Annotated in this window: 19 protein-coding genes and 2 pseudogenes; 11 read left to right on the forward strand and 10 right to left on the reverse strand. The window is 59.2% G+C overall.

The window, feature by feature from the left end; all coding sequences use genetic code 11:
* The first annotated feature begins 66 nt into the window (after positions 1-66).
* Entirely contained in the window at positions 67-1716 is a 1650-nt protein-coding gene (gene ubiB, locus D6C00_RS07990; protein WP_125181235.1) for a ubiquinone biosynthesis regulatory protein kinase UbiB, read from the forward strand.
* 61 nt (positions 1717-1777) lie between these two features.
* On the opposite strand, the gene D6C00_RS16055 is transcribed toward ubiB, so the two are convergent.
* The 5 genes and pseudogenes from D6C00_RS16055 to gpmI form a co-directional block, all read right to left on the reverse strand.
* A complete protein-coding gene (locus tag D6C00_RS16055) occupies positions 1778-2338 on the reverse strand; it encodes a DJ-1 family glyoxalase III (protein ID WP_241546912.1) in 561 nt (186 codons plus the stop codon).
* A 210-nt stretch (positions 2339-2548) separates the two neighbouring features.
* Positions 2549-3139: pseudogene (locus D6C00_RS16335) on the reverse strand (divergent polysaccharide deacetylase family protein); the annotation flags it as partial.
* On the reverse strand, positions 3136-4464 hold the full coding sequence (locus D6C00_RS08000) for a S41 family peptidase (RefSeq protein WP_125181237.1): 1329 nt from the start codon (positions 4462-4464) through the stop codon (positions 3136-3138). The gene D6C00_RS08000 and the pseudogene D6C00_RS16335, both read right to left, overlap by 4 nt.
* 132 nt (positions 4465-4596) lie before the next feature.
* Complete coding sequence (locus tag D6C00_RS08005; RefSeq protein WP_125181238.1) at positions 4597-5790, reverse strand: murein hydrolase activator EnvC family protein; 1194 nt, start codon at positions 5788-5790, stop codon at positions 4597-4599.
* The gene (gene gpmI, locus D6C00_RS08010) at positions 5780-7363 is read right to left on the reverse strand and encodes a 2,3-bisphosphoglycerate-independent phosphoglycerate mutase (protein WP_125181239.1); all 1584 of its coding nucleotides are present in this window, start codon (positions 7361-7363) and stop codon (positions 5780-5782) included. The genes D6C00_RS08005 and gpmI overlap by 11 nt, the downstream gene beginning before the upstream one ends.
* 505 nt (positions 7364-7868) lie before the next feature.
* Here gpmI and D6C00_RS08020 point away from each other — a divergent pair.
* The 5 genes from D6C00_RS08020 (at position 7869) to D6C00_RS08040 (ending at position 10545) form a co-directional block, all read left to right on the forward strand.
* Positions 7869-8189 carry an ArsR/SmtB family transcription factor gene (locus D6C00_RS08020; RefSeq protein WP_125181240.1) on the forward strand — a complete coding sequence of 107 codons (321 nt, stop codon included), beginning with the start codon at positions 7869-7871 and terminating at the stop codon, positions 8187-8189.
* Between the two features lie 64 nt (positions 8190-8253).
* Positions 8254-8682, forward strand: coding sequence for a rhodanese-like domain-containing protein (locus tag D6C00_RS08025; RefSeq protein WP_125181241.1), 429 nt, complete (start codon positions 8254-8256; stop codon positions 8680-8682).
* Positions 8683-8688: 6 nt separating this feature from the next.
* On the forward strand, positions 8689-8946 hold the full coding sequence (gene grxC, locus D6C00_RS08030; RefSeq protein WP_125181242.1) for a glutaredoxin 3: 258 nt from the start codon (positions 8689-8691) through the stop codon (positions 8944-8946).
* Positions 8947-9051: 105 nt separating this feature from the next.
* Positions 9052-9522, forward strand: coding sequence for a protein-export chaperone SecB (gene secB, locus D6C00_RS08035; RefSeq protein ID WP_125181243.1), 471 nt, complete (start codon positions 9052-9054; stop codon positions 9520-9522).
* An 18-nt stretch (positions 9523-9540) separates the two neighbouring features.
* Positions 9541-10545 carry an NAD(P)H-dependent glycerol-3-phosphate dehydrogenase gene (locus D6C00_RS08040; protein WP_125181244.1) on the forward strand — a complete coding sequence of 335 codons (1005 nt, stop codon included), beginning with the start codon at positions 9541-9543 and terminating at the stop codon, positions 10543-10545.
* A 56-nt stretch (positions 10546-10601) separates the two neighbouring features.
* Here the strand turns inward: D6C00_RS08040 and D6C00_RS08045 are convergent, their stop codons facing one another.
* Together D6C00_RS08045 and D6C00_RS08050 are read right to left on the reverse strand one after the other, a co-directional pair.
* The gene (locus tag D6C00_RS08045) at positions 10602-11030 is read right to left on the reverse strand and encodes a tetratricopeptide repeat protein (RefSeq protein ID WP_158675361.1); all 429 of its coding nucleotides are present in this window, start codon (positions 11028-11030) and stop codon (positions 10602-10604) included.
* 255 nt (positions 11031-11285) lie between these two features.
* Positions 11286-12155, reverse strand: a pseudogene (locus tag D6C00_RS08050) (YifB family Mg chelatase-like AAA ATPase); the annotation flags it as partial.
* A gap of 357 nt (positions 12156-12512) precedes the next feature.
* Here D6C00_RS08050 and D6C00_RS08055 point away from each other — a divergent pair.
* From D6C00_RS08055 to D6C00_RS08070, 4 genes are all read left to right on the forward strand, one after another.
* Positions 12513-13199, forward strand: coding sequence for a winged helix-turn-helix domain-containing protein (locus D6C00_RS08055; RefSeq protein WP_125181247.1), 687 nt, complete (start codon positions 12513-12515; stop codon positions 13197-13199).
* Between the two features lie 287 nt (positions 13200-13486).
* A complete protein-coding gene (locus D6C00_RS16730; protein WP_125181248.1) occupies positions 13487-13927 on the forward strand; it encodes an endonuclease in 441 nt (146 codons plus the stop codon).
* A 19-nt stretch (positions 13928-13946) separates the two neighbouring features.
* Complete coding sequence (locus D6C00_RS08065; protein ID WP_125181249.1) at positions 13947-15122, forward strand: ImmA/IrrE family metallo-endopeptidase; 1176 nt, start codon at positions 13947-13949, stop codon at positions 15120-15122.
* 23 nt (positions 15123-15145) lie between these two features.
* On the forward strand, positions 15146-15604 hold the full coding sequence (locus D6C00_RS08070; protein ID WP_241546913.1) for a DUF4411 family protein: 459 nt from the start codon (positions 15146-15148) through the stop codon (positions 15602-15604).
* 2285 nt (positions 15605-17889) lie between these two features.
* On the opposite strand, the gene D6C00_RS08080 is transcribed toward D6C00_RS08070, so the two are convergent.
* The 3 genes from D6C00_RS08080 to D6C00_RS08090 all read right to left on the reverse strand — a co-directional run bounded on the left by D6C00_RS08080 (position 17890) and on the right by D6C00_RS08090 (position 21837).
* On the reverse strand, positions 17890-18996 hold the full coding sequence (locus D6C00_RS08080) for a hypothetical protein (RefSeq protein WP_125181251.1): 1107 nt from the start codon (positions 18994-18996) through the stop codon (positions 17890-17892).
* 1805 nt (positions 18997-20801) lie between these two features.
* Positions 20802-21506 (reverse strand): hypothetical protein, encoded by a 705-nt coding sequence (locus tag D6C00_RS08085; protein ID WP_125181252.1) that lies wholly within the window; start codon positions 21504-21506, stop codon positions 20802-20804.
* A 16-nt stretch (positions 21507-21522) separates the two neighbouring features.
* Complete coding sequence (locus tag D6C00_RS08090; protein WP_125181253.1) at positions 21523-21837, reverse strand: hypothetical protein; 315 nt, start codon at positions 21835-21837, stop codon at positions 21523-21525.
* 576 nt (positions 21838-22413) lie between these two features.
* Here D6C00_RS08090 and D6C00_RS08095 point away from each other — a divergent pair.
* Complete coding sequence (locus tag D6C00_RS08095) at positions 22414-22989, forward strand: recombinase family protein (protein WP_125181254.1); 576 nt, start codon at positions 22414-22416, stop codon at positions 22987-22989.
* The last annotated feature ends 649 nt before the right edge of the window (positions 22990-23638 follow it).

Raw genomic sequence — 23638 nt, forward strand, 5'->3', positions numbered from 1 at the left:
TTATTGCCGCACACGCATCCAGTATCCAAGATACTCGTATACAGAATAATCTGAACAGGACCCTGCATGCCCGGTTTCCGACAGCTCTGGCGTATCTTCACCATCCAGCTGGTATTGATCCGCTACGGTCTGGACGAGGTGGTCTTCGCCATCCACCTGTTCCGGCCGTTCCGGTTCCTGCTGTATCTGCTGCCCTGGAACTGGTTTCACCGCAAGCGCGACCCGCGCGCGGTGCGCATCCGCCAGGCCCTGGAGGCGCTGGGTCCCATCTATGTGAAGTTCGGCCAGATCCTGTCCACCCGCCGGGATCTGCTGCCCGACGACATCGCCGTCGAGCTGGCACGGCTGCAGGACCGGGTGCCGCCCTTTCCTTCGACGCAGGCCCGTGCCCTGATCGAATCGGCTCTGGGCCAGTCCATCGCCACGAGCTTCGCCCGCTTCGAGGACACCCCGCTGGCCTCTGCCTCCATCGCCCAGGTGCATTCCGCGACCCTGCACGACGGACGCGAGGTGGTGGTCAAGGTGGTCCGCCCCGGCATCGAGCGCACCATCGCCAACGATGTCTCGCTGCTGTACTACATGGCACGTCTGGCCAGCCGCTATTCGCGCGAAGCGCGCCGGCTGCGGCCGGTCGAGGTGGTGCACGAGTTCGAGACCACCATCATGGACGAGCTGGACCTGCTGCGCGAAGCCGCCAACGCCTCGCAGCTGCGGCGCAACTTCAGCGACTCCGAGATGCTCTACGTGCCCGAGGTGTACTGGCCGCTGTGCCGGCGCAACGTGATGGTGATGGAGCGCATCAGCGGCATCCCGGTCAGCGACATCGAGGCCCTGCGCCGGGCCGACGTGGACCTGCAGCTGCTGTCCGAACGCGGGGTGGAGATCTTCTTCACCCAGGTGTTCAAGCACAATTTCTTCCATGCCGACATGCACCCGGGCAACATCTTCGTCGGCCGCGACAACCGCTACCTGGCAGTGGACTTCGGTATCATGGGTACACTCAGTCCCGAGGATCAGCGTTATCTGGCCGAGAACTTCCTGGCCTTCTTCCGTCGCGACTACCACCGGGTGGCCGAGCTGCACGTGGAATCCGAATGGGTCCCGCGCACCACCCGGGTGGACGAGTTCGAGGCCGCCATCCGCACCGTGTGCGAGCCCATCTTCGAACGCCCGCTCAAGGACATCTCCTTCGGCCAGCTGCTGCTGCGGCTGTTCCAGACCGCGCGGCGCTTCGACATGACGGTGCAGCCGCAGCTGGTGCTGCTGCAGAAGACCCTGCTCAACATCGAGGGCCTGGGCCGCCAGCTCAACCCGGACCTGGACCTGTGGCGCACCGCCAAGCCGTTTCTGGAACGCTGGATGAGCGAGCAGGTGGGGGCGCGTGCCTTCGTCGGCAATCTCAAACAGAGCATTCCGCAGTGGACCGAGGCGCTGCCGGAGCTGCCCATGCTGATCCACCGCACCCTGAACCAGGCCACCAACGGCCACCTCACGGTGCAGTGGCGGTCGGAGGAGATAACGAAGCTGCGGCACGAACTGCGCCGCGCCAACCGGCGCAACGCGATGGCCATCACCGGCACCGGCCTGATCGTCTCGGCCGCGCTGATCTACGGCCTGGACGGCTATGCCCCGGCCATGGTCGGCGGCGCACCGCTGCTGACCTGGGTGCTGGGGATCGCCGGGCTGGGGTTTCTGGTCAGTGCGTGGGGAGAGTAGGGATCAGACGCATGCGGGTTACGCCTTTCAGGCTAACCCGACCTACAAAAACTCCGGGAGCTCAGGCCACATGTGGCCGCTGCAATGGCCCTTCCACTTCGATCCGCTTGGCCTGGCCGGCCAGCAGCTCGATCAGGGTCAGGGCGAAATCCATGGCAGTGCCGGGACCGCGCGAAGTGACGATCCTGCCGTCCTGCACCACCGCACCGGTCTGGTAGTCCAGGCCGGTAACGCCGGCGCCGTCCAGCACACCCGGGAAGCTGGTGGCCTTGCGATAGTCCAGCAGACCGGCGCTGGCCAGCACCTTGGGCGCGGCGCAGATGGCGGCGACGTAGCGATCGGCGCCGGCATGACGCTGGAGCATCTCGCGCAGCCGCGCATCGGCGTCCAGGTGATCGGCCCCGGGCAGGCCGCCGGGCAGGACGATCATGTCGAAGTCACGGTCTTTCACCGCATCCAGCGTGGTGTCGGGCACCAGCACGGTGCCGCGCGATGCCTTGACCGGCTGCTCGTCCAGGCCGGCGGTGATCACCTCGATGCCGGCCCGGCGCAGCAAGTCGATCAGGGTGACGGCCTCGAGTTCTTCGCAGCCCTGGGCCAGGGGGATAAGGACAGTCGCCATTGGGAATCCCTCACAAACTGTTGTTCTACCAGACGTGACACCGGAACCAGGCGCACGCCCTGCTCGGCCAGCCGTGGCAGGGCCTCCTCCAGCACCTGCAGGGTGCTGGCATGCGGATGGCCGATGGCCACCGCGCTGCCCTGTCGCCGCGCCAGCTGTATCAGCCGTTCGAACTGCCTGCGGACTGCGTCCCAGGCTCGCATCATCGTCCAGGAACACGTCCCGCTCGATGCTGGGCACAGCCTGCTCGCGGGCGATCTGCCGCGCGATGGTGTGACGGCTGGTCCGGCTGTCGACGAAGAATACACCCTGCTCGCGCAGCGCCTGCATCAGCCAGAGCATGTGCCCGGGATGCCGGGTGAGCAGGCTGCCCATGTGGTTGTTCACACCCTGCACATGCGGCACCCGCCCCAGGTTGTCCTCAAGTGTAGACAGGAAGGCCTGTTGCGTCATGTCCAGCTTCAGGCCACCCGCGTCCAGACGGCGGGAATCCATGGCCTGCATGGGCAGGTGCAGCAGTACCTCCCTGGCGCGGACATGGGCAGCACGGGCCAGGCTGTCGGTATGGGGGGCGTGCGGCAGGAAGGCGCAGGCGACGGGGCCGGGCAGGGCGAGCACGCGCCGGCCGGCCGCCAGCTGGCGGCCCATGTCGTCGATGATGATGGCAATCTCGGCCGGCTGGCCCGACTCCCGTCCGGCCTCGGGCAGCCCGGAGGCGGCACGTGCCAGGCCAGCCAGGCCGAGCAGCAGGAGCAGCCCGCCGCGCAACCAGACCTTGATCCGGCTGCGCGTCGGTGTCACCGCATGTGCTCCGCCTGGATCACCAGCCCCTTGAGCAGGTTGAGCGCCTCATACAGCTGGTAGTCGGCCTTGGCCAGCGGCTCGTCCTTGTCCTCTTCATCCGGTTCATCCGGCGCGGGCGCTTCCGGCGCCATTTCATCGGCATCGCCGTTGAGCAGGTGACGCGAGAGGTTGGACTCCTTGATCGGTTCGAAGCCGGATTCGATCAGGGAGATGCGGACATCGTCGAGCTTGATGTCCGGTACGATGCCCTCGGCCTGGATGGAGGTGCCGTTGGGTGTGTAGTAGCGCGCCGTGGTGAGTTTGACCGCCGCCCCGTTGTTCAGTGGCACGATGGTCTGCACCGAGCCCTTGCCAAAGGTTTCGCGGCCGACGATGATGGCACGGCGATGATCCTGCAGGGCGCCGGCGACGATCTCGGAGGCCGAGGCCGAACCCTGGTTGACCAGCACCACCAGCGGCGCACCGTTGATGACATCGCCAGGCGTGGCATTGAAGCGCAGGCGCGAATCCGCCACCCGGCCCTCGGTGTAGACGATCAGCCCCTTGTCGAGGAAGGCGTCGGAGACGGAGACCGCGGCATTGAGCACGCCGCCGGGGTTGTTGCGCAGATCCAGCACCATGCCCCTGAGGTTGCCATCGGCCTCCTTGCGCAGCTCCGAGACGTTCCTGGCCAGGCTGTCGCCGGTGGCGGCCTGGAACTGGGAGACACGCACATAGCCGTAGCCGGGCTCCAGCATCCGGCTCTTCACGCTCTTCACTTTTATGATAGCACGGGTGATGGTGATCTTGAGCGGCTTCTCCTCGCCTTCGCGCACCACCGTCAGGGTGATATCGGAGCCGGGCTTGCCGCGCATGACCTTGACCGCGTCGGACAGATTCATACCCTTCACGGGCGTATCGTCCAGGCGGATGATCAGATCGCCGGCCTGGATGCCGGCGCGCTGGGCCGGGGTGTCGTCGATGGGGGCGATGACCTTGACGAAGCCATCCTCCATGCCGACCTCGATCCCCAGGCCACCGAACTCGCCGCTGGTACCGACCTGAAGTTCCTTGAACTGCTCCGGATCCAGATAGGCCGAATGCGGATCCAGTCCGGTGAGCATGCCGCGGATGGCACTCTCCAGCAGGTCCTTGTCCTCGACCGGTTCGACATAGTCGTTCTTGATCCGGGCAAACACATCGGACAGGCCGCGCAGTTCCTCCAGCGGCAGGCTGGTAGCCTCGTTGTCGCGGTCGGCGAACACACCCTGGCCGAGGCTCAGGGACAGGCCCAGCACCACTCCTGTGGTGATCAGCGAAAGTTTCTGTATCGGTCTATTCATTGTCCATCCATCGGCCCTGTCCGGGCTCTATCAAAAAATTCCATCATAACAAGAGCCTATAAAAGGCCATGGCTGCGACCTTAGCACAGCTGGCGCGTGGCGCAAATCCTGGGGCCAGTTAACAGGCCCTCCCTAGCGCTTCGCGGCCTTCAGATCTGTCGGCTCGCCGGCACACCACTTGAGCGGGTCGATCGGTTTGCCTTCATGGCGCAGCTCGAAGTACAGCCCGGTCTCGAGCGCCCCGCCCGTATCGCCGACCCGCGCCAGCACCTCGCCGTCCTCGACCCAGTCGCCGGGCTCCCTGAACAGGGCCTGGTTGTGGCCGTACAGGCTCATGTAGCCGTCGCCGTGATCGACAATGATCAGCAGGCCGAAACCGCGCAGCCAGTCGGCGTAGGCCACCCGCCCACGGGCGATGGCCCGTACCGGCTGCGCGGCCTCGGAGGCAATGAACACCCCACGCCAGCGCAGACCCCGCTGTTCGCGCGCCTGGCCGAAGCGGTTGCTCAACTTGCCCGCCACCGGCCAGGGCAGCTCGCTGCGCAGTGTCTTGAACGGACGCTGATGCCGGTCCAGTTCCTGCACGTCGGCCAGCGCCCGACGCAGATCCTCCAGCAGTTGCTGCAGGCGCTGCTCGTCCTGTTCCATCTGCGCCAGCTGGCCCTGATCGGTCTGGATCTCCTCGCGCAGCCTGGCCAGCAGGCCGCTGCGTTCGTCCTGCTGGCGTTCCAGCGCCTGCTGCTGGCCGGCGCGCTGCTCGCGGGTGGCTTCCAGCGAGGCGAGCTGTGTCCTGATGTCGCGTTCGACGGCGGCCAGCGCCTCGAGGGCCTGGCGGGCCTGCGTGATGGCCTCGGCGCGATCCCTGGCCAGGTAGCGGTAGTAGGTCAGGGTCCGGCCGAGGCGCTGCGGGTCCTCCTGATTGAGCACCAGCTTGATCGATTCCTGCCGGCCCAGCATGAAGGCGGTGCGCAGATACTGTTCCAGACCCTCGCTGTGGCGACCCAGTTCCCGGTCCAGCCGCTCCTGTTTGTGCTGCAGCTCCTGCAACCGTGACTGCTGGCGCTCGAGCCGGGCCTCGGTGGCGGCCAGTTCGCGGCGGGTCTGCGACAGCCGGGTCTCCACCTCGCGCAGCGACCGGCTGAGCCGGGATTCCTCGGCGCGCGAACGGTCGAGCCGGTTCTCGATGGCCTGAATGCGCTCGCGCAGGGCCTCGAGCCGGGCCGAGGCCTGGTCGGGATCGAGTTCCGATTCCGCGCCGGCGGGGGAAGTCAGGCCGGCCAGCAGCAGGACCGGCAACAGGCAGCGCAGCAGCGGCTCAGGCCTCACGACGCGCCATCGAGGCCGGCGTCTCGCCCTCGACGAGCTCGGCCAGGCTGGTGCCGGTCATCTCCATGGGCTGTTCCAGCCCCAGCAGGTAGAGCAGGGTGGGCGCGACATCGCACAGCGATCCGGTCGCGGCCAGGGTGGCGCCCCGGCCGACATAGACGAAGGGCACCAGATTGGTGGTATGCGCCGTGTGCGCCTGCCCCGTACCTTCGCCCTGCATCTGCTCGGCATTGCCGTGGTCGGCGGTGATCAGCATTTCGCCACTCACCTCGCGCAGTGACTGGTAAACCCGGCCCAGACATTTGTCCAGTGCCTCGATGGCCTTGACTGCAGCCGCGTAGTTACCGGTATGGCCGACCATGTCCGGATTGGCATAGTTGCAGATAATGACGTCGTACTTCTTGCCCTGGATGGCCTCGACCAGCCGGTCGGTGACCTCGCTGGCGCTCATCTCCGGCTGCAGATCGTAGGTGGCGACCATGGGGGAGGGGACCAGGATACGGTCCTCGCCCTCGTAGGGCTCCTCCACACCGCCGTTGAAGAAGAAGGTGACGTGGGCGTATTTCTCCGTTTCTGCCAGACGCAGCTGGTGCATGCCCAGCCGGGACAGATAGGCGCCAAGGACATTCTCCAGCCGCTCCGGCGGGAAGGCCACCGGGATGTCGAACTCGGAGTTGTATTCGGTCAGGCTGACGAAGCTGCCGAGTTCCGGCACCACCTCGCGTTCGAAGCCGTCGAAATCGGGCTCGATGAAGGGCCGGGTGATCTGGCGGGCGCGGTCGGAGCGATAGTTCATGAACACGATCACGTCGCCGTCCTCGACCCGCACCGGGGCCTCGCCCTCGGGTACGATGGCGGTGGCCTGGACGAACTCGTCCCCCTCGTCGCGATCGTAGGCCATCTGCAGGCCGGCGGTGGCATCCGTCGCCTGGAATTCGGCCTTGCCCTGGGTGATGAGATCATAGGCGGCCTGAATGCGCGGCCAGCGGTGGTCGCGGTCCATGGCGTAGTAGCGGCCGATGATGGAGGCGAAGCGGCCGCCGCCGAACTCCCGGAACTTCTCCTCCATTTTTACGATGGAATCGGCCGCGCTGCGCGGGGGGGTGTCGCGCCCGTCCAGGAAGGCGTGCATGTAGACCTTCTTCGCCCCACGCTGGACCGCCAGTTCGGCCATAGCGTGGATATGGCACTCATGGCTGTGCACGCCGCCGGGCGAGAGCAGACCGAGGATGTGCACGGCCCTGTCGCTGGCGATGGCCTGGTCGACGGCGTCGGTCAGGGTCTGGTTGGTATAGAAGGAACCGGTCTTGATGGCACGGCTGACGCGGGTGAACTCCTGATACACGACCCGCCCGGCGCCCAGGTTCAGGTGACCGACCTCGGAATTGCCCATCTGATCGCCGGGCAGGCCGACGGCCGCGCCCGAGGTACGGATCAGGGTATGCGGATAATCATTCCACAGGTGATTCCACACCGGCGTGTTGGCGTTGGCGATGGCGTTGGAGTCGGTCTCCTCGCGGTAGCCCCAGCCATCCAGGATCAGCAAAACCAGCGGTTTTGGCGCAGCAGGCATTGTATTACTCAAGTCGGCTCCCAAATTTAGATCAAGTCTAACCCGAATCCGGCCGGGCAACCAGTGGCGGCACCGCTCCGACGGCCTCCGCCCGGCGCCTCTGTGACGTTGCCCCACTTTTCAAATGGCTTATTATTGTATAATGTTTTGGTTATAAAAGTCAGTGCAGGCACCCCTGGTGGTCCTTCAAGGTGATATTGATGGGTTCAGTTGGCCTGTCAACGTTCAGGGCAAGGCGCGCCTCGCAGGCAATGGCCATCGTCCTTGCCAAGAGGCGCAACGCTGCCATGGACGTTGACAGGCCAACCCTACGGGCGCCGCCGTGGTGCCCCGCCGCCGCGTTGCGGTGCTTGACAAGGGAATGACCCTTGCCTGCGCACCGCGCCTTGCGGCGAAACACCACAGCGGCGCTGAACCCATCAATATCACCTTGAAGGACCACTAGATGACCGATCCATTGCCCGCAGCCTTCCCCTTGTGCTGCGCATTCAGCGAGGCGAGTTCCATGACATTAGAAGCGACCAGCGACGAACTGATCACACGCGAAGAGGATATTGATCGGGCCTCACGTTCACTCAAAGCCATGTCCCATCCCCTGCGGCTGAAGATCCTCTGCACCCTGGGCGAGCAGGAGGTCAGCGTGCAGGACATCGTCGAGCGCGTCGGCACCTCCCAGAGCAACATCTCCCAGCACCTGGCCATCCTGCGCGACAAGGGCATCCTGACCTCGCGCAAGGACGCCAACCGCGTGTATTATCGCGTCGGCGACGCGCGCACCCTGGCCCTGATCGGGATGATGCGCGAGGTCTTCTGCTCGCGCAGCTGATGCCGAACCCTGCCGGCGGCGTTCTCCCGCCCGCCGGTATCATGCACCAAACCCCGGTCCTGTCATGCCGCAATTTGTTGAATTTGTGATCAATCACTGGATCCTCTGGACCGCCTTCTTCGTCCTGCTCGGGCTGCTGCTGGGCGGCGAGATCCAGCGCCGGCGCTACGGCATTCCCCAGGTCGGACCCACCCAGGCCATCCAGATCCTCAATCGCGAGGGCGCCCTGCTGCTGGACGTGCGCGAGGACAAGGAACTGGCCGAGAGCGGCCGTATCCCTCACGCCAGACACATCCCGCTGAGCCAGCTCAGTGAGCGCCTGGCCGAGCTCAAGGCCGGGAAGGACAAGCCCGTGGTGGCCTACTGCCGCAGCGGCAGCCGCTCCAACAAGGCGGCCACGCAGCTGCGCAAGGCCGGCTACGAGCAGGTCTACAACCTGGCCGGCGGCATCCTGGCCTGGGAAAACGCCAATCTGCCTCTGAACAAGAAGTAAAGCACCATGCCCAAGGTTGTCATGTACTGCACCCCCTACTGCCCCTACTGTGTACGGGCGCGCATGCTGCTCACCAGCAAGGGGGCCGAATTCGAGGAAATCCGCATCGACCAGCAGCCGGAACGGCGCGAGGAGATGGAGCACCGCGCCGGCGGGCTTACCTCGGTACCCCAGATCTTCATCGGCGATCGCCATATCGGCGGCTGCGACGAACTTTACGCCCTGGAATCGCAGGGCGAACTGGATCCGCTGCTGGCGCAGTGAGTGGCGGGCTTGCCGGTGGCGCGGCATCTGTCACAATAACCTGCTGCCGTATCCGGTTCAGCCGACCGGCATCCATCCATTACAACAGACAAGAGCGGAACCATCATGAGTGAAGCCAGCGCCGAGAATAAACAATTCGCCATCCAGAAGATCTACGTCAAGGACCTTTCCTTCGAGACCCCCAACAGCCCGGCCGTGTTCACCGAGGAGTGGAAACCGGAGGTCAATCTCAACCTCAACAGCGAATCCCGTCCGGTGGCGGACAATGTCTACGAGGTGGTGATGAAGCTGACCGTCACTGCCAAGCAGGGTGAGAAGACCGCCTATCTGGCCGAGGTGCAGCAGGCGGGCATCTTCACCATCGCCGGTTTCGCCGAGGACGAGGTCAAGCCCATGCTGGGCGCCTTCTGCCCCAACACCCTCTACCCCTTCGCCCGGGAAGCCGTGGCCGACCTGGTCCAGCGCGGCGGTTTCCCGCCCCTGTTGCTGGCGCCGATCAACTTCGATGCCCTCTACGCCCAGCAGGTCAACGAGGTCCAGGCCCAGGTCGCCAACCCCGACAATGCCCAGCACTGAAGCCGTCCGGGGGCATCGATGACCTCACCCGCCATCGCGGTCCTCGGCGCCGGCTCCTGGGGCACGGCCCTGGCCATCCTGCTGGCGCGCAACGGCCACCGGGTCCGGCTCTGGGGGCATGAACCGGTGGCCATGCAGGCCATGGCCGCCGCCGGGGAGAATACCGAGTTCCTGCCGGGCATCGCCTTCCCGCCGGGACTGGAAGCGGTCGCCGAACTCGATGCCGCACTGGCGGCGGACGACCTGCTGGTGGTGGTGCCCAGTCACGCCTTTCGCGAAGTGCTGGAACAGATCCGCGACCGGGCCGTGGCCCTGGGCCGCATCGCCTGGGGTACCAAGGGGCTGGAGATGGCCAGCGGCAAGCTGCTGCACCAGGTCGCCGCCGAGGTGTTGGGCGAGCAGGTCGCCTGTGCCGTTGTCTCCGGTCCCACCTTCGCCCGCGAGGTCGCCCGCGGCCTGCCCACCGCCGCCACCGTTGCCGCCGCGGACAGCGCCACCGCGGAGCACTTCGCCGGCCTGCTGCGGGGCGAGACCTTCCGTGCCTATACCAGCACGGACAGCATCGGCCTGGAACTCGGCGGCGCGATCAAGAACGTGCTCGCCATCGCCGCCGGCATCTCCGACGGCCTGGGCTTCGGCGCCAACAGCCGGGCGGCACTGATCACTCGCGGTCTGGTGGAGATGATGCGCCTGGGCGAGGCCCTGGGCGGACAGCGCGAGACCTTCATGGGCCTGAGCGGCATCGGCGACCTGGTGCTGACCTGCACCGACGACCAGTCACGCAACCGCCGCCTGGGCCTGGCGCTGGGCGCGGGCCGGACCCGCGCCGAGGCCGAAGCCGAGATCCGCCAGGTGGTGGAGGGCGCCGACACGGCGCGCGAGATCCATAACATCGGCCGCGCCCATGCGGTCGAAATGCCGATCTGTGAGCAGGTCTACCGGGTATTGTACGAGGGCCTGGCTCCGCAGGCGGCGGTGCAGGCGCTGCTGGCGCGTGATCCCAAACCGGAAAGGCTCGGCTGAGCGCAGGTTGGGCTGAACAGAGCTGAAGTCCAGTCCGGGTTTCACGCAGCGCCGGATTATACCTCGGTGGAGGCCTCGGCCTGCGCCTCCGCCCGCTTGATGTCCTCGGGCAGCATCTGCAATGCCAGCTCGAACAGGGCCTCGCGAGCGCTGTCATCGCCCAGCATGATGGCGTGCAGGTAGTGGTGATAAGCGGCCTGGGTGTCGCGCTCCAGCCCGCGGCCGGTCTCACACGCCCAGCCCAGTCCCTTGACCGCATTGGCGCAGCCCAGGTGCGCGGCGCGCTGCCACCAGGTCACGGCGGCACCGTCATCCTGTTCGATCCCGATACCCTTGTGGTAGTGCCAGCCGAGAAAATGCATGCCCATGGCGTCGCCCTCGCCGGCGAGCTGGCGGGCGATGCTGAAGGAGTCCTGGAACCGGCCCTGTTCCAGGGCCGATACGGCACGCTTGAAGCGGGGATCGTCGGGGATTTCCATCGTCATGTCAGCGGTCCCGTAGGTTTGTGCAGGGGTCTCCATGCGTGCTGCCAGGCCGTTCCGGCGGCATCCACATTTTGACTTTACGCCATAACGGGCCGGTATGACATCCCCGGCATCTGTGCGGGTAGGGGAATATGGGATTCAGCATCGAGGCCCATTATACCCGGATCCCCTTGCAGCTGCCCGGAACCCTGTGGGTTTCGCCACTACAGGTCTCCAGGTAGCTGAAACGCGATGACTTTTATTCGACTCCCCGGTTCAACCCAACGGCCGATCGAGAACGCGGTACTGCAGGGCCTCGCTCAGGTGTTCCAGGGTCAGCGCCTCGCTGCCGGCCAGGTCGGCAATGCTCCGCGCCACCCGCAGCACCCGGTGGCAGGCGCGGGCGGAAAGGTTCAGACGCTCGATCGCCTGCTGCAGAAACCGCTGCAGCTCGGGGCCGGGGCTGCAGTCGCGCTCCAGCGCCCGCACCTCCAGCCGGGCGTTGATCTGGCCGGCGCGCTCCTGCTGGCGCGCCCGCGCCCCCAGTACCCGCTCACGTACCGTCGCGCTGGGTTCGCCGCCAGCGGCCGCCTGCCAGTCCAGTGCCTGGCGCGGCACCTCGATCTGCAGGTCGAAGCGATCCAGCAGCGGTCCGGACAGGCGGCCACGGTAGCGCCGGATCTGGTCCGGGCTGCAGCGGCAGGCCCGGGTGGGATCGCCGTGATAGCCGCAGGGACAGGGGTTCATGGCGGCCACCAGCTGGAAGCGGGCCGGGAATTCGGCCTGGCGGGCGGCACGCGAGATGCTGATGCTGCCCGTCTCCAGCGGCTCGCGCAGCGCCTCCAGCACCCGACGTTCGAACTCGGGCAGCTCGTCCATGAACAGCACCCCGTTGTGGGCCAGGGAGATCTCGCCGGGTCGGGGATTGGACCCGCCACCAACCAGGGCCACGGCCGAGGCGGTGTGGTGCGGGGCCCGGAAGGGCCGCCGACGCCAGCTGGCCGTATCGACAGGGCGGCCGCAGATCGACTGCAGGGCAGCCGTCTCCAGCGCCTCGGCATTGTCCATCACCGGCAGGATGCCCGGCAGGCGCCGGGCCAGCAGGGTCTTGCCGGTGCCGGGCGGGCCGACCATCAGGATATGGTGTACCTTTACACCATTTTATTAGTTCATTTATGAAACGATTCAGGTAAATATATAAACTAAATAAATATCGAAATATATATTAATAAACAAAGAGTTATAAAATTCCAGCAAAATTTCAGGCTCATGTTGTTTCTAGAAAGAGTATCGTGTGATCCATAAAATTCGAAACTGTCATTTTTTCGAATTTCAAAGGTTCTGCTTTATGGAAAATTTCAAACATTTCATCTCGCAAGTCTTGTCGGTTACACCAGAACAGTCAGTATTCATCTTGGCCCTACTCTGTGTGGGTGTTTCAGTGTTTGCCTTGTATGTGGTGCTCGTGACACTTCGGCTGCTCACATAGAGGGGTAGGGATTCATGATGGAGTGGACGAAAACCCCAACCGCGTGGATAACGAAAGATTTATCTCTTACGTATCTCCGGTGGCACGGTCAAGACAAGGTGGCTAACATCGCCGGGTTGATGCTGTATACGGCCATCGCCCAAAACACCAACCGAGAACCCACCATGGAGTTTCATGAGCCAGGCTGGGCGAAGCTCTCTTATACACAACTCAGCGAGCTAGCCAACATAAGCCGTGCCACTGTTTCCAGGGGACTTTCGCTGCTCACTGAACTTGAAATAATAAAGAGGGACTCAATTGGCAACCGACACGTCTATGGCGTAACCAACTACAGCACCCACTCAGGGTGGGGGAAATTGCCCGCAAAGGGCATGTACAACCAGGGCCTCAACCGTATTCTTGCATTCCAGCACTTCCATTTGCGGAGCAAAGTTGAGTTAAATGCGCTGAAAATCTTCTACCTGATTGTGGCCTTGCGGAATGACCAAGACAACTTGGCACGCGCCTCGTACGAAAAGATTCATGAATATACGGGCGTCGCAACGAACGATGTCAAAGCTGCGCTATCGTTACTGGTCACGCAAAGTCTTATACGGGTAGAACACATCCAAAGTAATATTAATCCATTGGCATCTGCACACGCATACCGCCTAAACCATCTTTATAACCGCAAACATATGGGCACCACGAACGCCCTGTAAGCAGCTGCGAACATGCTTATCAGGAAGCAGCGGGCTCGATACTATGTATAACAGATCAATTTGGTTGCTATGCCACAGCCTACTCGTGCTGGGAAGTTACCCGGCTTCAGCCGACCAGACGGTCATCTCCGAGTACTACCGCCACTCCTCTGCAGATGACGATGCCTTCCATATCTTCTGGAGTCAGCTCTACCCCAATGGCGGCTGGACGTTGTACTGCGGCGTCCAATATGAGGACCGCCACGAGCCCACTCTAAACAATAGAACATATCTACCCCGCTTCCTGGATGGGCGATTTCCTGGGCTGTGGCACGAGAGAAGAATGCAGAGACAGCAGCGAACGGTTCAACCGGATGGAAGCCGACCTCCACAACCTCTGGGCCTCACTGGACTACGTGAATCGCCACAGGTCGAACTACGAGTTCCGGCTGATTGACGGCGAGGGGCATTCTCTCGAGGGTTGTGACATTGAGCGGATCAGGATTGACGGAGAGTACGTCATTGAGCCCAGACAGATAGCCAGAGGGAACGTGGCCCGGTCGATCTTCTATATGCATAGCGAGTATGGCTTGCCGATTCCTGATGGGATGCGGGATGTGCTACTTGAGTGGAATAAGAATGACCCGCCGTCTTGCCATGAGATGCGGCGGAATAATACTATAGAACGACTACAAGGGACCCGCAATCGATATATAGACCACCCATCTACCGCCGAAACTAGTCAATAACTTGAGCTGATTAACCGCCATGGCGAAAACAGCAGAAGCCACCATAAATCCCGATATATTGGTCTGGGCCCGAGAGACTGTAGGCTTCTCTATTGACGACCTTGCAGACAAAATCAAGGTGAACCCCGAGAAAATCCAAGCTTGGGAGTCGGGACAAGCACGGCCCTCCATTGCCAAACTAAAGCAGATTTCGGACAAACTAAAGCGCCCGTTAGCAGTTTTCTACCTGCCCTACCCACCGGAGGACATGCGCCCGCCAAGGGATTTCAGGGGATTAATCGAAGGCCACGCCGGCTTCTATTCCAATCGTCTCCACGTCGAGCTGCGCCTAGCAGAGGCAAGGCGCGAGGATGCGTTAAATTTACTTGCCGAACTAGAAGAACAGCCAAGCGAATTCGATTTTCAAGCATCTATAGATCAAGACCCTGAACTCGTGGCAGAAAGTTTAACGCGATACATAGGGGTTGAACCCGAGACGATCGCACAATGCAGCGACATATATGAAGCAAGAAAGCTCTGGAAAAGTTCTATAGAGAATAGGGGGGTATTAGTATTTCAAGCAAACGGAGTCCCCGTCAGTGAAATGCGAGGGTTCTGCCTTGGTGTGCGTCCATTGCCCGTAGTTGTCGTAAACAGCAAGGATTCACCTCAGGCCCAAATATTTTCTCTTCTACATGAGCTAACCCACATAGCGCTGCGTCAAGATGGTCTATGTGATTTTGATGAAGAACTTCCAAGGGATGGAGAATCGCAACGAATTGAGATCTTCTGCAATTACGTAGCTGGAGCTGCGATAGTCCCTGCGAAAGCATTATTAAGTCATGAAATCGTTCTTGGTCAAGATAATTACGAAAGCTGGTCTAACCATGAACTCAAATCAATTTCCAGAACCTTTCACTGCAGTAGGGAGGTTGTACTAAGAAGATTATTAATCCACGACCTCACCACCCGTGACTTTTATTCAAAAATGAGAGAGTCCTTCGTCCAGGAATACAAAGATTTTGAGGAAAACAAGAAAGCCAATAGTTTTCCCGTGGCACAGTTTCGAAAGGTGATCAACCGTAATGGCTATTATTTTTCACGCCTAGTGCTTGACAGTTACACTAGGGAAGTTATTACAGGATCTGAGTTGTCACGCTTGCTAAAGGTCAAACTAAAGCACCTCCCTGATATACGGCATGCCTTACAAGGATAAAACTAATATAAGGTTTCGACTTGATGGACTTTAGCTTTGATACTAGCGCATTCATTGAACCTGCGGTTCGCCTCTATCCAAGAGATTTGTTTGAGCCGCATTGGGTATGGGTTGAAAAGCTTATTAACGATGGGCAGATCAGATGTACTGAGCTCGTGAGAGATGAGCTACAAGCTTCCGAGGACGAACTTTACAAATGGGCGATGCATCAGAGTGAATTATTCGTACCAATAGATGAAGCCATTCAAACCGCAGTAACAGACGTCATCAAACACTTCCCAACCCTCACCGATTACCACCGAGACAGGTCCGGCGCTGACCCGTGGGTCATTGCACTGTCATTAGCAAACGGGAAGTGCCCAGTTGTCACTTACGAGAAAATGGGGAAAAACAGCGCCCCGAGAATTCCAAACGCATGCGTGTATTTCGGCATCGAATGTTTTACCTGGGTTGATGTCTTCCGAGCGACCAAATTTAGCTAACACTGAACCACTAGAACCGAAAAGACCCCCACAGAGAGCTCTGTGAGGGCCTGCACCTTCCCTGGCAGTCAAGCCGGACGCTGACATTCCGATGTCGCTTGGTGCGGGGATGGATTATGGGCGAATACCGAAGGACTTTACTGTAAGCCTAGACTGATAAAAATGTAGTCCTATGCCTTGATCTCGGTAATCCATAAACGATATGGTCAACCGTCACGCCTACACAATAACAAGGAAGGCAACAATGGCAAAATTGGGAACCACCTTAATAATTATCAGCCTTGTCTCCCCTTTTACTGCAGGTGCTGCCCCTCGTGGACGGGGCACCGGGCTGTCTATGACACAGACTTAGATAATCACCTGGCGCTACAGGGACCGCCAAACTATGCGTACGCCTAGGCTTTGACCTTGTGGTCTTATGTTCATGGCCAGACCCGCCCTGGACTTGGGCTTTGCCGATATTGAATGTGCCGGTTTGAAGATTGGCGATTACCTCTAACTCCACAATTTGATTCATTCCTGCTTTACAAGCAACGGTCCAGTGTCGCTACTGTAACAATTGCAGTGCGGAGCGAAATGGGGCATTCTTTATATGACGAGGAGGTGCGTACAACACGTGATTTTAAATAATTATCTCCGACGAAATGTATTCTGGAATGTCGGTTATTATTGGTTCGCAAACCCGTATATGGCCAATATACAGAGAGCGCTTATGTTTTTAGTTTTGCTAATCATGGAGACCAGACTTCAGACGCGAAAACTCTCCCATTAAGTGCATGGGCGGTCCATGATGGAGATATAGGCGCTTCTGCAGTTCCAGCTCCAGCCGCAGCATGGCTATTCGGCTCAGGTCTTCTGGGCCTTCTCGGAGTCGCATCCAGACGATGCCGCTAGTCCTCGCGCTCCTCGTCGTTCGCTTGGTCTCTTCGGTGACCCGCCGGGAATTTGGCTAGCAGGTAGCGCACTTCCCACCAAAGAGGGAAGTTATGCGCACAAAGGAATGGATCATGAAACTAATACGGAAAATTCATTCAGGCTTTCTTCCCAGGGGCTTAAGTCCGGGTATGCTGGGGTCCCTCAGAAACTGCGTTGCACAAACACTACTTAACATTATGAATTTTTTAAAAAAATTGGTTTCTAATGATCGTGTTTTAAAATATTGTAGGTACACCTAGCGTCTCTCGAAAATGATATTCATTAAAAAACCGCATGGTGCTTAAAAACGGGCCCGCAACCAGCTTTTCCACTTGTGACGGGTTGTAATCATTCAAACACAACCTGTAATGCATGAATTGAAAATATAGGGCAAACGCAACGGCCATGCGGTATCTCCATCAATACGGGATTCCACACATATTCCCATGTTCAGATTGTTCGAAGCCGGCATAAATTCTCTTTAATGTAATCTTTACCGGAGTTTAGTTATAACAAATGTGATTTTAAGTCGCAAGTAACCCATACTGCCCTATGATTCTTTTTTGGATCTTCTTCCGGTGGTTGCTCCATAACTAACTTGAAAATTTAGCATCAAGAAGGCTAGTTGTAAGCTTTTCTCGGTAAGCATTAATGGATTTGACTGGCAGCGACTCTTCTTCTTCGACTCTTCTTGCTATTTCTCGGCTTGTTCTTGTAAAACCCTGCAGAGAAATCCTTAACAATCTCCATGCATGTCAATCCAAATTGATCGTTATCGCATCACTCCCAGAAAGTAATGCTAGGTGGACTGCATACGTTTAACAGGATGCTGTTTTTTATCCTTTTTATCAATTAGTGTCCACGCATATTAATCCCCCTTGAATATCTATTTCGTTTCTATTCCTATCCAATCACCAAAGCTTTCGGTTTGGCGGAAACAGTTCATTGGTTGAGGTACGGCTTCCTGTAGTAAACCGAGCTTTGGGCTTCCGGCTCCGATCGGGGCGCCACTAGTCTGGTTTAGCCTCGACGAAATCCCAGTCTTCGAGTCCACTAGGAAAAATTTAAAATTTGTTCTCTCAAGTGACCTGAAGCTGCGGCTATCGCTGGGAGACATAACCAATCATGCAACAGAGTCCCTCTATAGATCACTCACAGTAGCACGCTCGTGTTTTTAATAAAGCACGCAGGCCTCTGTAGCCGGATCGAGGTGGTCCTGTGAGCTGCGGACAAAGGAGGGGGGGGGTGATACTACGCAGAAGGCGTATCCCCCTTAACTATTGTCTTACCTACTAGTTTACCTATAACCCTCCCCTCAGATGACGCAATTTCGCCTAAGCATGTTACTTAGCAAACTTGCGTCCACTCACTCAGGCACCGTCTGCAGCCATCTTCAGGTCAGCCAATCGACTGTTTATCTGCTCCAGTTCCTTGGCCTCAGGTTCACTGATAGTCCCCTTTCTGATCTTCCTCTTCAGGGCATCCCTACGGTTCCTCCATCGGGCATACTGAGAGGAGTCTACCAGCTTAGGCTTACGGTTCTTTTGTGTCAGCTGCTTCAAGCTGGGTACATCTCCAACCTTGCCAATCCAGCGAGAGCCCTGGAACAGCTTATGGAGGTACTCAGCGTCTTCCTTACCTGCCACCAGAAAGACCTTCGGGACGGCATTCCCATAGTCCCGAATTGCAGTCCTTCCCACAGCCTGGTAGACGGTGTGGATACGATAGGCCAGATACATCTTGTCAGGATCCAGCCCGGTCCTGCTCACCAGCCACCTTGCTTCGTGGTTGTCAGGATTGGTGATTGCCAAGCTAGCGGCACGTGTATAGCCCTTGTACTCGTTCAGCCCGTGAGAATTCACCTTGATCGGTATAGCTCCCTTCGGCAGGTCTTCCGGGGCCAGCCGGGCGCTGTGCCAATTGTTGGTCTGCAGCAGGAACTTTGAGCCCTTGAACAGCTCACCGGCAAGCTGGACCGCTCGGTCAATCACCCGGTCCCCTCGTTTGGCGTTGGCCCTGCCTGTCTTCCAGTTCCTCTCCAGATTGTACCTACTGGCATTGTCATCCTCATGGAGAACATGGGCAATGGAGATGAATGGGCCTTGCTCGCTGTGGACATCTCGGGAGATAAACCTGCCGATATCTTCATGGGGCCTGAAGTGAATATCCCAGTAGTTGGACCACAGGTGAAACAGGATAGTGTTCTCGAACAGTGCCGCCATGAAGATCACTTCAGCGAAGTCCTCGAAATACTCAGGAGTCACAAAGCTAGCTAGTGTCTTCCAGGCTTGACCTCCGTCCACCAGCTCACACCGGAGAGCAGGATTAGCCACAGCCTTGGCGATGGGCCGCATACTCGGAGTACATCGAACCCGGTATAGCTGGATGTCACCCTTGGCTACAGCTCTGACCATCTCTGCCTTACCGTCAGCCGGTACGACCTCCTGTAGATGGTCCTTCACGTGAACAGCCTTCAAAAAGTAATCCGCGTTGGCCCTGCCTTAGGTCGCATCGTCTTGCCCAAGGCTGAAGTGCTGGAAGTCCACGTGAGAAGGCCGTTCGTCAAGTATTACATAGCCAGTTCTGCTTGCCCTGGAAATGGCCGAAAGAATATTCCAGAAACGTGACAGTGGTAAACACGAGCACGCCCCACCCTTGCCGGAAGTCCTCGGTTGATTGCCTCAGGGCATCCGTACGGTCCCTCAAAGCCTGATCCACGCTCTGGGGAATGGATCAGGTTCACTTTGGCGGTCGTGGTCGGGGTCTAGCCTTGATATCCCTCCCTCGCAGGTCGGCTGCAGTCTGTTCGACTATCTTGTGAAGCGTAGGGGCTACAAGGAGAAGTTTTTTCCTGTGGGGGGAAGGATGTATCGGCGGGCTGCTGAGTCGGATGCCACATGCCGAACGCTATTCGATACAGAAAAGGCAATTCGTGACGAAATAGAAAAGTCATTTCTGACATTGATATCACCTTTCGTAGACAAAAGAAGCCCCAGCCATGGCCGGGCAACATTAAACATTAACCATCAGGACCGCCAAATGTTAGTCCTTCACCCACCTCGGCAGGGCGTACGGGCTACAGGTTGTCACGGAAGGTGGATCTGAAGAATCAGCAGGAAGGGTATTACTCGGATTGCCCGCTTCTGGATGGCGCTGAGATGTATTCATGGACCAATATCGCGGTAAGCCGCTTGGGAACTGCCCGATTGGAACCAATGTCGACCTTCACCTCAGCAATATAGCTCGGTGGTCTTAGTTCGTCCTGACCCACTTCACAGTACCATCGGCAGGTCTACACTACTCCATGTTTCCCGGCAGCGTCTGGAATGCCTGTTCCCCCCGGAGGTCCGTCTTTTACTCGCTGGAGTCGTCCCGGGCGCGCTTCACAGATAAGTTGTATTTCGCGGCCAGCTCTCCGATGGGCGTAAACAGTGTCCTCGATATCCCGCGCCAGGTCTCAGACAAAAATTCAACGGCTCGGTCTCCATCGTTGTCCAGGGCGTGACCCTATCATGGCCGCTGTGTCGCGCCAGCAGGTTTTTCAACGGTAAGGCTTTTCGGTTCTCCGACGGCTTGGGCTGTGAGTCTTCTTCAGCTTGCCCAGCCGCCGGGTCTATTTTCCCAGGCTAGTTTCAACCCATTCGCCGTTGGCCTTCTTCTGCACATAGCCCATTGTTTGAGCCACAGCCAAGGGCACCTCCTGATTACCGATCAGGATCAAGTCAGAGTCCCTCAGATCGCCTGTAACAGGTGCTCCACCACGACGCACAGTATTCAATACTCCCTGTGAGGCATCGTCTGAGATCATCTCGGAGGCGCTGTAGCTGCGGGTCTCATGGGCTCCAGTATCGACAGTTACGCTGTCGCCACGCCATACGGCTGAACCATTACCCCACTTGTTTGCGTTGGGTGTTTGGGTATGTTGCGGTTATGTTCTGCTGCTTCACGCTCCTGCCGGTGGACTTCTTCCAGGAAGGCTTTGCGCTGTTCTGGGGTTTCATTAGGGTCTGTCTGTACGTGGTCTACCATGTGAATTTCCTTCAGTTGGTTGGTTCGATAGGTTGCAGCTTCAAGCTGCCGTTCTTCTGCTTTGCTATTACTTCATACTCGCCATAGCCGGGCGCTCTCAGGGTGTCCCCAACCTCCAAGACATTCAGCTCTCTGGGCTCGGGCTTGCTCTGCTGTAGCTCCTTCCGCTTAACTGCCAGCTCGTCTAGCGTGGCCTGTTGGGTCTGGATGGATTTGGCGTGACTGCGGCGCTGCTTCCGTCGCTTTGCCATGCCTACAGGTCTAACTCATTGCCGACCAGCGGCAGGGCGTGTGCGGCGTCCTCAGCCTCTCGGTCTGCCGGGATAAACGGGTCATACAGGGACTTCTTGAAGTCCTCCCGCTGCTGATTCTCGGTTTCGATGCCTTGGACTATGCCATTCACCACACCACCAAGGTCATCCCTCAGGTACAGCCCTAGCAGCTTCCTTGGCTTGGGCGGGATGCGGCGATAGCCCTTCACCCCTACACGGTCCCTCGGGGCCAAGCTCAGCACGGCCTTGCCCAGTGCGAAGGTTAGTTGCCGATTCTCACTGAGTAGCTGGTTACGGCGGCGAAAGAACAGGCGCACGGCTGCTGCCTCCTGGAGAGCCCTCAAGGCGTCCACTCCATGACTACTGAGGCGGTCCATCTCTCGGATCATCGCGGGATTGCTGATACTTCCTTCCGGTCCTGCCCGGTTGATGATGTAGTCCAGTGCCTTGGTCGCATTGCGGAGGCCCCGGTGATCGGCGTGTTTCTCCGTGAAGGCCACCACTTCGGCCAGCTCGTCTTTATATTCCCACGGGCGGATGGTCCGGCCCTGGGGTTCCCCGTGGTAGACCTTGGTCTGCTTGTGGTGTTCACAGTATTTGCTGATACCTGACCGCAGGCTGTCACACCCTCGGAAGGTGCATCGGTTCTTCTCGTTGCGTTTGATTTGGTCACTGAGTCGTGCCATTGGCTCGGCCTCCTCTTCAGTTGAATGGCGGGATGACATCAGGGTCATCCGGGTTGGTCGGGAATGGGACTGTCAGGTCATCTAGCAGCGCCTGGGTCTCTTCGGCCTGGGCGGTCTGGTACAGGCTGTCGATGGAGACGCCATTGGCTAGCAGAAACTCATGGATGGCCTTCAGCTCAGAGGCGCTGAGCGGCTTCGGGTCGTTCTTCAGCCGGTCTACCAGTTTCCGTGTGGTCATTCTGTGGATGTCCGAGAGCTGGCCTAGCAGCTCCTTGGCGCTGGCCTCCTGGGCTTCCTGCTCGGCCTTGGCTGGGTCGTCGTCGTTGGTCATGTGTTGGGTTCCTCGTTGGGTTGGACTGTGGGTCGGGCTGTGGGTCGGACTGTGGGTTGGCCTCACGCGCCCCATTACGTTCACACGCCCCCGCTCAGAGCTGTCGGGGCCTTGTGGGTCTGCTGATCGGGCTGCGGTGGGCCGGTGAAATTGTTTTGTGGTTCCTTAGGGGAGGTACCTTTAAGATTTCCCATTAAAATCAATAACTTCTGTACCGGGTATAAAGTGCTTATTTTTCAGTGAGTTATAATCTCGTTTTTGTGATCTATCTATAGGTAGTATCAGGAGGCCCTCAGAGGGCTAGGCTGGCGGCTGTTTCCGTTGTGCAGTATTCCCGTAGGCAGGGACTCTGATCCGCTGGCCGTGGTCCTCAGATTCCTAGTAGGTGGCCACTTTGACCGCTGGCCGTGGTTCCGTAGGTTCCTTAGGTGTGGTAACTCGCTTCTGTGTACCAATAGCCCTTGCCCTACCGATACGTCTCGGGACTGTCTCACTGGAGCCAGTTTCCTTGACTTATGAGACAGGTAGGCATAAGGTCTTAGACTCCATTGAGACACAGCAGCGGGAGCCCAAGCCATGCAGATCGGATACGCCAGGACATCGACCACAGATCAACAGGCCGGACTCGAGGCCCAGCTTCAGGAGTTGCAGCAGGCTGGAGCTGAACAGGTGTACCAGGAACAGGTATCGGCGAAGGAGTCAGACAGCAGGCCCCAGCTACAAGCCCTCCTGAAGCAGCTCAGGGCCGGAGACGTGGTGGTTGTCTGCAAGCTGGACCGTCTGGCCCGCTCCACGGCTGACCTCCTCCAGCTCCATCAGAAGATTGAGGACAAGGGCGCTACCCTGCGAGTCCTGAATCTCAATCTAGACACCTCCACCCCTACAGGCCGGCTGCTGTTTACCATGGTCGGGTCGATTGCCCAGTTTGAGCGAGAGCTGATGCTCGAGAGGCAGAAGGAAGGGATTGCAGCAGCAAAAGCAGCGGGCAAGTACAAGGGCAGGAAGCCCACAGCTCGGGCTAAGGCTGACCGAGTGCTGGAGCTGAAGGAAGCCGGAAAGGGCGCTACTGAGATAGCCCGAGAGCTGGACATCGGCAGGGCCAGTGTCTACCGCATCCTACGGCAGCACCAGGAACAGCAGCAGAGCGCCTGAGAAGCTGTGAGAGCGTCTGTCAGCCCGTGGAGCTGGATAACTGCGGGTCACCCTGAAGTCCTCTGAGAGAGCTTCTGTGTGCTGTATATGAGAACAGTGCTGGATATAGTTACAGTAGTGGAACAGTTGCGGTAGTCCATTAGTAATAACTGATATTCCCTGCTACCTTCAGGGCCCCATCCACTGAAGAGGTAACATCCATGAGCAGAATAGATTGGTTCCTGGACCGGAAGAACAGAGGATATGTCGGCTTTGGCAAAGACCCGACAGACTACCGCACGGACGCCCCGTTCGTTGATAGGACATTCCGGCTGGGCTGGTGGCTTCTCCATATCTCCACCTATCAGCCCACTCCCTAGCTCCCACCTTCTGGCCGCTGCTTACTCGCGGTCAGCCTATGCCCAGTCAGTTCCACAAGTGCAAGTAAACCCAGAAGCATCCCCCTGCCCCGGCTGTAGACATCCGCGAGCCCGGCATGGGGGGAAGCTGCGCGTCCGATATATCCAATACCGTCTCACATTTTCGCTGCAAAATTGACCGGCCCTGCCCTAGCCCTTGGACAGCTTACGAATCTGCCGGCGGACCAACTGGTCAACTTCGGGATACTTCGCGGCTCTGACCGTTTTGGTCAGTGGGTCCGGCTTCATGC

It is taken from the genome of Thiohalobacter thiocyanaticus, from assembly GCF_003932505.1.
In the GTDB taxonomy this organism is placed as follows: Bacteria; Pseudomonadota; Gammaproteobacteria; order Thiohalobacterales; family Thiohalobacteraceae; genus Thiohalobacter; species Thiohalobacter thiocyanaticus.